The sequence below is a fragment of the Pseudoduganella sp. RAF53_2 genome (assembly GCF_052113985.1).
Taxonomy (GTDB): domain Bacteria; phylum Pseudomonadota; class Gammaproteobacteria; order Burkholderiales; family Burkholderiaceae_D; genus Rugamonas.
The window spans coordinates 1-10,080 of record NZ_JBFRDW010000160.1; the positions used below are offsets into that span (position 1 = coordinate 1).

The following is a 10,080-nucleotide window of genomic DNA, read 5'->3' on the forward strand; positions in this document are numbered from 1 at the left end:
GGTCAGTAAGTCCGGATACACACTCGCCCGTCCGGACAAAAAAAATGGGCTCCGCAGGGGAGCCCATTTTTCTTTGTTCTGGCGGAGAGGGTGGGATTCGAACCCACGGTAGGGGGACACCCTACGCCTGATTTCGAGTCAGGTACATTCGACCACTCTGCCACCTCTCCAGGTACTGCAGCAACGGTGGTCGCCGTTGGAAGACCAAGATTATAGCAGCGTTATTCCAAAATGGAAGGGTAATTTCTGCAAATCCTGGAAATTGTTTTCATCAGGCCGGGGTCAGACGCTCGGCACCGGCCATGTATGGGCGCAGTGCTTCAGGAATGATCACGCTGCCATCAGCTTGCTGGTAGTTTTCCAGGACAGCGACCAGGGTACGGCCCACTGCCAGGCCGGAGCCGTTCAGGGTGTGCAGCAACTCAGGCTTGCCCGAAGCGTTACGGAAGCGTGCCTGCATACGGCGCGCCTGGAAGGCTTCGCAGTTGGACAGCGACGAGATCTCGCGGTAAGTGTTCTGCGCCGGCAGCCACACTTCCAGGTCGTAGGTCTTGGCGGCGCCGAAGCCCATGTCGCCGGTGCACAGCTGCATGACGCGGTACGGCAGGCCCAGTGCCTGCAGAATCGTTTCAGCCTGGCCCACCATTTCTTCCAGCGCCGTATAGGACTGCTCCGGATGCACCACCTGCACCAGCTCCACTTTGTCGAACTGGTGCTGGCGGATCATGCCGCGCGTGTCGCGGCCGTAGGAGCCGGCTTCGGAACGGAAGCATGGCGTGTGTGCGGTCATCTTGATCGGCAGCGCATCGGCGGCCACGATCTCGTCGCGCACGATATTGGTCAGCGAGACTTCGGAAGTCGGGATCAGGTAGAAGGTTTCGCCTTCGCCTTCTGCGCCGCCCTTCTTCACCGAGAACAGGTCCGCTTCGAACTTCGGCAGCTGGCCAGTGCCCAGCAGCGAATCAGCGTTGACCATGTACGGCGTGTAGCACTCGGTGTAGCCGTGCTTTTCGGTGTGCGTGTCGAGCATGAACTGCGCGAGCGCGCGGTGCAGGCGTGCGATGCCGCCCTTCATCACGGAGAAGCGCGAGCCAGTCAGTTTGGTTGCGGTGTCGAAGTCCAGACCCAGCGCTGCGCCGACGTCAACGTGGTCCTTGATCTCGAAGTCGAAAGCGCGCGGGGTTCCCACTTTACGCACTTCGACGTTGGCCGTTTCGTCGGACCCTGCGGGCACGGATTCGTGCGGCAGGTTCGGTACGGCCTGCAGGAAGCTCGACATCTTTTCCTGCACTTCGCCCAGCTTTACTTCATTCGCTTTCAGCTCGTCGCCCAGTCCTGCGACTTCGGCCATCACGGCGGAGGTGTCTTCTCCTTTACCCTTCAGCATGCCGATCTGCTTGGACAGCGAATTGCGCTTGCTTTGCAGTTCCTCGGTCCGCATCTGGATGGCTTTACGTTCACCTTCCAGGGCATTGAAGCCAGCCACGTCCAGCTGGAACTTGCGGGTCGCCAGTTTGGCGGCGACGGTATCAATATCTTTACGGAGAAGTTGGATGTCAATCATGGCATTGCCGGCTTATGTCGAAAGGAGCAATTGTACCAAGATGAAGCCACTTCTATCGAGTTTTACGCCCTCCGGCGCCCGGCATCAGATCAGTGCAGATTTTTCTTCTTTGCTCAGGCGCTTGGCGGTGATGGTCACAACTGGCATTGCGCTGTCGGCGCTCGCCACGACTGCTGGATCGGCGGCGACTTTAACAACTGGGGTGCTGGCGGTAGCGAAGCTTGCGACGATCGACAGAGCGGCAGCGATAACGAAGGCGGCTTCGAAGTTTTTCAGGGCTTTCATGATGTTCTCCTTTGGGGTTCAGTTGAATCAATTACTGCTTGGATGATTCCACTGTACGTAAAGGCGCCCTGCCCCGCCATCGCCTTGCGACGGAGCGCGGAAAACACGGAATGAAATGCAGAAAACGCGGTCCTGAAGCGTCTTATTGCACGTACTGCTCTGGCATCGTTGGGGAGGTTTGCAGCCAGCCCATCACGGCATCGTTGAAGGCATCCGGCTGCTCGCGCATGACCCAGTGGCCGCTGCGGAAAGCCAGCACCTTATTGCCTGGCTTGGCCTGCACAGCCGCTTCGAAATTCCGTGTGTGGAACTGGAAGGGACGGCGCCGTCCATAGATGTACAGCATGGGACAGCGCAGCTTGAACGGCAGCGCCGTGCGCCGCGCAGGATGGTCGTTGAACCAGCTGACGGCATAGGGACAGTTCAGATGTGCGCTGACTTTCTGCGCTTCAGCGCGCGTGCTATTGGCCGCCATCGACAGGCGCATCTTGTAGAACGCGAGCTTGAGACGACCCGCCCAGTCCAGCGAATCGCGGAAGGAGGCCTGGCTGGAGCCGCCAATGCCCACGCCGATGATGCGCGACACCAGTTCAGGAAAGCGCATGGCAAATTGATAGCCATATACGCAGCCCCAGTCGTGCAGCATCAGCACGACCGGCTTGTCCGGGCTGATCAGCCGCACGGTTTCGGCGAACATGGTGGTAACGTCTTCCAGCGAACGGCCGCGGCCGCCGCGGTAGCCGGAGAACGTGAAGCGAACGCAACGATACGAGGGGGACAGCGCTTCCACTTGCGGGTCCCATAGCCGCAGATCATCCGGCCAGCCGTGGATCATCAGGATGGTTTCATTGCCCCGGCCTTCCACGTGGACCGTGACACCATCAACCACGAGCTGCCCCATCATTTGCGACACCCCCAGAATTTTTTGTTAAAAGTATGACAATATCATACTCAGGGGATTTATTACTGTCCAGCTTTAAAATGTTGTAACCGCAAGCCTGCCTAAGCTTCAATATAAACGACTGTTGTAGTTATACAAAGCTCACGCGGCCGTCTTGTCGAAACGCTGAAGGAACCCTTCAAGGCTGGCTTCGATCCATGCATTCGCCTGGAATTGCACTGCATTCATCGCGCTGCCGCTGAAGGCCAGTCCGGTGGCCGCCACATAGCTGATGTCCCGGATGCCGATTACGCCCAGCGCGGCGTTCAAATAAGGACGGAAGAAGTCGGGCTGCTTTGGCGGGTCGCGGAACATCGCACCGCCCGAGCTGACGGCGACCAGCGTTGGACGATCGCCCAGCAAGCCCTTCTTCCCCTCCGGCGTATTATGGAAAGTCACGCCGTTGCGCACCACCATATCGATCCACAGTTTCAGCGATGCGGGCACCGTGAAGTTATGGACCGGCGACGCGATCACCACCAGATCGGCCCACTTCAGTTCCGCGATCAGCTGGTCGGAGACAGCCAGCGCCGCGCCGTAGCGCGCCTGCGCCTCGTCGCGCGGCAGCTGTACCGACTCCGCGTACTCGGCCGACATGGCCGGCAGCGGCTCGGCGCCGATATTGCGCTCGATCAGTTCGACCGGACGGCCGCTGCGCGCGGTAATGGCATCCACAAGATGGCGGCCCAGCGCGCCGCTCGTTGCGTTGGCGTTCGCTTGGCGTGGGCTGCATTCGATAAGAAGCATTTTCATGATGAATTCCTGCAGAAATTTCAGAGATGAAACATCCTAGCTTTCATGCGGTACAATTCATATGCCCATTTATCGAAACTTTTACCAGGCCACTTTGCAATGAAACGTGCCAATGAGCTGGAATTTGCACTGGGCCTGCGTCCCGAGGGCATTACCCTGCAGCGTTGGCTGTACAACGAACTGCGCGATGCCGTTCTGAGCGGCCGCATTGCACCCGGCCGCCGTCTGCCGTCCAGCCGCGATTTCGCCCGCCAACAGGACATTTCCCGCGGCACCGTGCTGGCCGTGTATGAGCAGCTGATCGCGGAGGGCTACCTGATCGGCACCACGGGCAGCGGCACCACGGTGTCGCCGAATCTGCCAGCCAACCTACCCGCCGCCGTACCGCCGCGGGCGCTGGCTTCGACGCGGCTGTCGCAGCAAGGCAAGCGTTTGGCCTGCAGTCCTTTTGTGATGGGCGAGCAGCGCATGCCCTTGCAGCCTTTCCGACCCAACCAGCCGGACGTATCGGCCTTCCCCATTGCCACCTGGCGCCAGCTCGCCAACCGCTATGGACGCACCCGCTGGGCCGATGAACTGCACTATGGCGACGCGGCAGGCTACGCGCCGCTGCGCCAGGCGATTGCCGAGCACCTGCACTATTCGCAGCGCATTGCGTGCGAGGCGAGCCAGGTCGTCATTTTCTCCAGCGCCCAGCAAGCGCTGGACCTGAGCGCCCGTCTGCTGCTCGATCCCGGCGATGCGGTGTTGATGGAAGATCCCGGCTATCCGGGCGCGGCGCGCATTTTCGGGCTGAATGGTGCGCGTATCATTGGCGTGCCGGTCGATATGCAAGGCTTGCGCACCGATCCTCCCTTGCCTTCCACGCCCGATGTGCGCATGGCTTATGTCACCGCCGCCCACCAGGCGCCGCTTGGCGGCAGCCTGCCGCTGGAGCGCCGCCTCGCGCTCTTGTCCTGGGCCGAAGCGAACAACACGATGATCATCGAGGACGATTACGACGGCGAATTCCGCTTCGATGGCCAGCCTCTGCCCGCGCTGAAAAGCCTGGACGGCAGCGAACATGTGATCTACATGGGCTCTTTCAGCAAGCTGCTGTTCCCTGCCCTGCGCCTGGCGTACATGGTTGTGCCGGCCTGGATGGCGGATGCTTACCGTTCCGCCATCTCGCTCACCTGCCGTCACGCGCCCGTGTATCAGCAAGCGGTGCTGGCTGACTTCATCGCCGGCGGCCACTTCGCACGCCACCTGCACCGTATGCGCCTGCTGTACGCCGAACGCGCGCGGCGTTTCCAGCACGAGTGCAAAACCCGCTTCGCCGGCTTGCTCAAGCCGATCCCTGTCAGCACGGGCCTGGACGCCACCGTTCTCCTGCCCGCCCACGTCAACGACGCCGATGTCGCGGCTGCGCTCAATCGCAATGGCATCGAAACACGCGCCGTATCCTTCTACTGCATGCAGCAGAAGGCGCCACCGGGACTGGTGATGGGTTTCTCTTCGTTCGACGAAACCGCCATGCGCAATGGCATGGACGATATGGAGAAAGTGTTCGGCCAATTGGCCTTATGATTTGCCGGCGTCCTCGTCCAGCTTGCGCAGGAAGGCCAGCTTGTCGGCGATTTTGGATTCGAGCCCGCGCGGCACGGGTTGATACCAGCCCGGTTCCGTCATGCCGTCCGGCAGATAGGTTTCGCCTGCCGCATAGGCATGCGGTTCGTCGTGGGCGTAGCGGTATTCGTGGCCGTAGCCCAGTTCCTTCATCAGCTTTGTCGGCGCGTTGCGCAGGTGGACCGGCACTTCGCGTGACTTGTCGCGTTTGACGTAAGCCATGGCGGCGTTGAAGGCGTTGTAGCCCGCATTGCTCYTGGCCGCGACGGCGAGGTAAATCACTGCCTGCCCCAGTGCCAGCTCGCCCTCCGGAGAGCCAAGCCGCTCATAGGTTTCCGCAGCATCGTTCACCATGGTCAGCGCGCGTGGATCGGCCAGGCCGATGTCTTCCCACGCCATGCGGATGATGCGCCGTGCCAGGTAGCGCGGGTCGGCCCCGCCGTCGATCATGCGGCAGAACCAGTACAAAGCCGCATCCGGATTCGAGCCGCGCACGGATTTGTGCAGGGCCGAAATCTGATCGTAGAAATTGTCGCCGCCCTTGTCGAAGCGGCGCGCGTTCAGGGTCATCGCGTTCTCGACGAACTTGGCGTCGATTTTCTGCACACGCGCCGAACGCGCGGCGGTCTGCGCCTGTTCCAGCAAATTGAGGAAGCGGCGCGCATCGCCGTCCGCAAAGCCAACCAGCGTATCGATGGCGACGTCTTCGAATTCGATATCCTGCAGCGCCGTCTTCTGCGCCTTGGCCAGCAGCTGGCGCATTTCCTCGTCGGTCAATGACTTCAGCACATAGACCTGGGCGCGCGACAGCAATGCCGAGTTGACCTCGAAGCTTGGGTTCTCCGTGGTGGCGCCGATGAAGGTCACCAGGCCGGATTCCACGAACGGCAGCAGCGCATCCTGCTGCGCCTTGTTGAAGCGGTGGATCTCGTCCACGAACAGGATGGTGTGCTTGCCGTACTGGTCCAGCGTTTGCTGCGCCTGGTCCATCGCAGCGCGGATATCCTTCACGCCCGCGAACACCRCCGACAAGGCGATGAACGACGCGTCAAAGGCATTGGCGGTCAGGCGCGCCAGCGTGGTCTTGCCCACGCCCGGCGGCCCCCACAGGATCATGGAATGCGGTTTGCCGGCCTGGAAAGCCAGGCGCAATGGTTTGCCCTCGCCCAGCAGATGCTGCTGGCCGATCACCTCGTCCAGCGTCTTGGGGCGAAGCGATTCGGCCAGTGGCTGGCGTGGTTCGGATGAAAAGAGATCGGCCATGACGTCAATTATTGATGACGTCCGCACCCTTCGGCATGACGAATTTAAAAGAGGTCGCGTTCAGTGCTGGATTTTTTTCAAACTTTTTGAACGCCAGCACGGAAGTCTGCCCGAAATTGTCCTTCAGCTCCATCGCTTCCGGCGCGCCGTTTTTCAAGCCGATCAGAATTTGCTCGAAGCTGGTGTCCTTGGTCTTGGGGACGGCTTTCAGCCATTCCAGGCCATCGCGGGCGCCCGCATCGGACAGGGTGAAGTTTTTTTCCAGGTCATTGCTGCCGAACAGAATGGCGGCCGGCGAGGAGCCCAGGGCATTGCCCAGTTTCTTGACGGTGACCTGGTTCAGGTCCTTGTCGAAGATATACAGCTGCTCGCCATCGGCCTGCAGCAGCTGCTCGTAAGGCTTCTGGTAAGTCCAGATGAATTTACCCGGACGCTCGAATACGAAAGTGCCGGAGGCGGGCTGCGACACCTTCTCCTTGCCGTCCACATTCTTCACCAGCTTTTGCGTGAAATCGCCGCGCGCCGCCTTGGTCGAGGCAACGAACGATTTGAACTGGTCCAGCGCGGAAGCGCCGGCGCTGCCTGCAACGAGCAGGCCCGCGGCCAGGGCCGCAACAATTTTCAGCTTCATAAAATTCCTTATTCCGCGGACGCCGTCGGCGCGATGATTTCGCGGTTGCCGTTCGACTGCATGGCCGATACCACGCCGCTGTTTTCCATCTGTTCCAGCAGGCGCGCTGCGCGGTTGTAGCCGATGCGCAGGTGGCGCTGCACCAGCGAGATCGACGCCTTGCGGTGCTTGAGTACCACCTGCACGGCCTGGTCGTACATCGGGTCGGACTCGCCGCCCCCCTCACCGCCACCGCCTGCCATTGCGCCGTCGCCGCCCTCTTCCAGCGTGCCGCCTTCGAGGATGCCATCGATATAATTCGGTTCGCCCTGCTCTTTCAGGTGCTTCACCACGCGGTGCACTTCATCGTCCGACACGAAAGCTCCGTGCACGCGGATCGGCAGGCCGGTACCGGGCGGCATGTACAGCATGTCGCCCATACCCAGCAGCGCCTCCGCGCCCATCTGGTCCAGAATGGTACGCGAGTCAATCTTGGACGATACCTGGAAGGCAATACGGGTCGGAATGTTGGCCTTGATCAGGCCCGTAATCACGTCTACAGATGGGCGCTGCGTCGCCAGAATCAAGTGTAGGCCGGCCGCACGGGCTTTCTGGGCGATACGGGCGATCAGCTCTTCCACCTTCTTACCGACCACCATCATCAGGTCGGCCAATTCGTCGATGATGATGACGATGGTTGGCAGTTTCTCCAGTGGCTCCGGCGAATCCGGCGTGATCGAGAATGGATTCGGGATCTTTTCTTCGCGCTTGGCCGCTTCCGCGATCTTGGCGTTATAGCCGGCCAGGTTACGCACGCCCAGCTTGGACATCAGCTTGTAGCGGCGCTCCATCTCGTTCACCGCCCAGTTCAGCGCGTGGCCAGCCTGGCGCATATCGGTCACCACCGGCGCCAGCAAGTGCGGGATGCCTTCGTACACCGACATCTCCAGCATCTTCGGGTCGATCAGGATCATGCGCACATCGTGCGGATCGGCCTTGTACAGCAGCGACAGGATCGTGGCATTAATACCAACGGACTTACCGGAACCGGTGGTACCCGCCACCAGCAGGTGCGGCATCTTGGCCAGATCAGCCACCACCGGCTTGCCGGCGATGTCCTTGCCCAGCGCCACGGTCAGCGGCGAAGAGTTGTCGTTATAAACTTTGGAGCCCAGAATCTCGGTCAGGCGCACGATCTGACGCTTCGGATTCGGCAGCTCCAGCGCCATGTAATTCTTGCCGGGGATGGTCTCGACCACGCGGATCGACGTCAGCGACAGCGAACGTGCCAGATCGCGCGCCAGGTTCACGATCTGGCTGCCCTTCACGCCCGTTGCCGGCTCGATCTCGTAGCGCGTCACTACCGGACCCGGATACGCCGCCACCACCTTGGCTTCCACGCCAAAGTCGGACAGCTTCTTCTCGATCAGGCGGCTGGTGAATTCCAGTGTCTCGACCGCCACGGTTTCCTGTTGCGGCGGCGCGTCATCCAGCAGCGACAGCGGCGGCAGGTCGGTATTCTCGATTTCGCTGAACAGCGTGCCCTGCTTCTCCTTGATCACGCGCTCGGACTGCACCACCTGGGTGACTTGAGGCTCGATCTTGACCAGTGGCGGCGGCGGCGCTTCCGGCGCACCCGGCACGCTTGGCGCGACCGGCGCCGGGCGCGGATGCTTCTCCTCGTGCTTCACGCGCTCCTTGACCACCACTTCCTCGCGCTTGACCATGGCGGCCTCGCCCTGGCGGCGGTCTTCGCGCATCTCCATGCGCGCCTTGACCCAGTCCAGGGCCAGCTCGATGCCATAGCCGATGCGCTCCGCCACCGTCATCCACGATACGTGGAAGAACAGGCTGAAACCGGTGCCGAACAGGAGCAGCAATACCAGCGTAGCGCCGGTGAAGCCCAGTCCAACGTGGGCCGAGTGGCCGATCAGCTCACCCAGCACGCCACCCGGTGCGCGCGGCAGTTGCACCTTCATGGTGTACATGCGCAGGTATTCCAGGCCCATGGAGCCGCACAGCAGGAAGGCGAAGCCGATCACGCGGATCAGGCCTTCCTGGCGGTGTTCCGGGTCGGGTTCCGTCTCCAGCACGAATTTATGTGTCAGCCGGCGGTAGCCCTGCCACACGAAGCGCAGCATATACATGCACCACCACCAGGCCGAAAAACCGAAAATAAACAACATCAGGTCGGACAACCAGGCGCCGCCGCGGCCGCCCAGGTTCATCACCTTGGCGACATTGGTATTGTGCGACCAGYCCGGATCGACCCGGTTATAACTGGCCAGAATCAGGATGAAATACACGCAGACGACCAGCAGGGCGAAGAATTTCGCCTCTGACAACAGCCGCACCAGCCGGTTCGGGAGCGGCTGGCGTTCGACCGGATTGCGCTTGTAACCTTCTTTGGTCGTCGCTTGACTGGCTTTACTCATTGCTTCGAGGAATTTTTTCCATATTGCGCTTATTCTAAGGCATACAGGGTGGAAAAGCCCTCTCAATTCATGTGAAATCAATGCTTCGCTTATAATTCCTGTTTCCGCGGGCGGGGGTTGCGCTGAGGCACCCTGCCCCAATGTACAGTGCATCCAACTTATTTGAAGAAGCTTCCCATGACCACTACCAAACACGCCCGCGTACTGATCCTTGGCTCCGGCCCAGCCGGCTACTCCGCTGCCATTTATGCGGCGCGAGCGAACCTGAACCCGGTTCTGATCACCGGCGTTGAGCAAGGCGGCCAGCTGATGACCACCACCGACGTGGAAAACTGGCCGGCTGACCCGCTGGGCGTGCAAGGTCCGGACCTGATGCAGCGCTTCCTGCAGCACGCCGAGCGCTTCAAAACCGAAATCGTGTTCGATCACATCCACACCACCAAGCTGAATGAAAAGCCAATCCGCCTGATCGGCGACAGCGGCGAGTACACCTGCGACACCCTGATCATCTCCACCGGCGCCTCGGCCCAGTACCTCGGCCTGCCGTCGGAAGAAGCGTTCATGGGCCGCGGCGTGTCCGCCTGCGCCACCTGCGACGGCTTCTTCTACCGTGGCCAGGAAG

General features: G+C 61.0%; 9 protein-coding genes and 1 tRNA gene. 2 read left to right on the plus strand and 8 right to left on the minus strand.

Annotation, left to right across the window (positions count from 1 at the left end):
• Positions 1-79: 79 nt before the first annotated feature.
• The 5 genes from AB4Z11_RS11785 to AB4Z11_RS11805 form a co-directional block, all read right to left on the minus strand.
• A tRNA-Ser gene (locus AB4Z11_RS11785) sits at positions 80-170 on the minus strand.
• Positions 171-271: 101 nt separating this feature from the next.
• Positions 272-1,564 carry a serine--tRNA ligase gene (gene serS / locus AB4Z11_RS11790; protein ID WP_442025439.1) on the minus strand — a complete coding sequence of 431 codons (1,293 nt, stop codon included), beginning with the start codon at positions 1,562-1,564 and terminating at the stop codon, positions 272-274.
• An 84-nt stretch (positions 1,565-1,648) separates the two neighbouring features.
• Positions 1,649-1,849 carry a hypothetical protein gene (locus tag AB4Z11_RS11795; RefSeq protein WP_442025440.1) on the minus strand — a complete coding sequence of 67 codons (201 nt, stop codon included), beginning with the start codon at positions 1,847-1,849 and terminating at the stop codon, positions 1,649-1,651.
• A gap of 142 nt (positions 1,850-1,991) precedes the next feature.
• The gene (locus AB4Z11_RS11800; protein ID WP_442025441.1) at positions 1,992-2,753 is read right to left on the minus strand and encodes an alpha/beta fold hydrolase; all 762 of its coding nucleotides are present in this window, start codon (positions 2,751-2,753) and stop codon (positions 1,992-1,994) included.
• A gap of 138 nt (positions 2,754-2,891) precedes the next feature.
• Positions 2,892-3,542, minus strand: a complete 651-nt coding sequence (locus AB4Z11_RS11805; RefSeq protein WP_442025442.1) for an FMN-dependent NADH-azoreductase — start codon at positions 3,540-3,542, stop codon at positions 2,892-2,894.
• 99 nt (positions 3,543-3,641) lie between these two features.
• Here AB4Z11_RS11805 and pdxR point away from each other — a divergent pair, with 99 nt between their 5' ends.
• Positions 3,642-5,111: a MocR-like pyridoxine biosynthesis transcription factor PdxR gene (gene pdxR / locus AB4Z11_RS11810; RefSeq protein ID WP_442025443.1), complete on the plus strand. Its 1,470-nt coding sequence runs from the start codon at positions 3,642-3,644 to the stop codon at positions 5,109-5,111.
• On the opposite strand, the gene AB4Z11_RS11815 is transcribed toward pdxR, so the two are convergent.
• The 3 genes from AB4Z11_RS11815 to AB4Z11_RS11825 are packed head-to-tail and all read right to left on the minus strand — an operon-like array spanning position 5,106 to position 9,458.
• Complete coding sequence (locus AB4Z11_RS11815) at positions 5,106-6,413, minus strand: replication-associated recombination protein A (protein ID WP_442025444.1); 1,308 nt, start codon at positions 6,411-6,413, stop codon at positions 5,106-5,108. The genes pdxR and AB4Z11_RS11815 overlap by 6 nt on opposite strands.
• A gap of 4 nt (positions 6,414-6,417) precedes the next feature.
• A complete protein-coding gene (gene lolA, locus AB4Z11_RS11820; protein WP_442025445.1) occupies positions 6,418-7,044 on the minus strand; it encodes an outer membrane lipoprotein chaperone LolA in 627 nt (208 codons plus the stop codon).
• A gap of 8 nt (positions 7,045-7,052) precedes the next feature.
• On the minus strand, positions 7,053-9,458 hold the full coding sequence (locus AB4Z11_RS11825) for a DNA translocase FtsK (protein ID WP_442025446.1): 2,406 nt from the start codon (positions 9,456-9,458) through the stop codon (positions 7,053-7,055).
• 177 nt (positions 9,459-9,635) lie between these two features.
• Here AB4Z11_RS11825 and AB4Z11_RS11830 point away from each other — a divergent pair.
• On the plus strand, positions 9,636-10,080 hold a 445-nt coding region (locus AB4Z11_RS11830; protein WP_442025447.1), incomplete at its 3' end, for an FAD-dependent oxidoreductase.

Excerpts from the sequence above, each read along its gene's own strand:
- AB4Z11_RS11795 (WP_442025440.1), bottom strand. The coding sequence starts at position 1,849 with ATGAAAGCCCTGAAAAACTTCGAAGCCGCCTTCGTTATCGCTGCCGCT.
- AB4Z11_RS11805 (WP_442025442.1), bottom strand. The coding sequence starts at position 3,542 with ATGAAAATGCTTCTTATCGAATGCAGCCCACGCCAAGCGAACGCCAAC.
- serS (WP_442025439.1), bottom strand. The coding sequence starts at position 1,564 with ATGATTGACATCCAACTTCTCCGTAAAGATATTGATACCGTCGCCGCC.
- lolA (WP_442025445.1), bottom strand. The coding sequence starts at position 7,044 with ATGAAGCTGAAAATTGTTGCGGCCCTGGCCGCGGGCCTGCTCGTTGCA.
- pdxR (WP_442025443.1), top strand. The coding sequence starts at position 3,642 with ATGAAACGTGCCAATGAGCTGGAATTTGCACTGGGCCTGCGTCCCGAG.
- AB4Z11_RS11800 (WP_442025441.1), bottom strand. The coding sequence starts at position 2,753 with ATGATGGGGCAGCTCGTGGTTGATGGTGTCACGGTCCACGTGGAAGGC.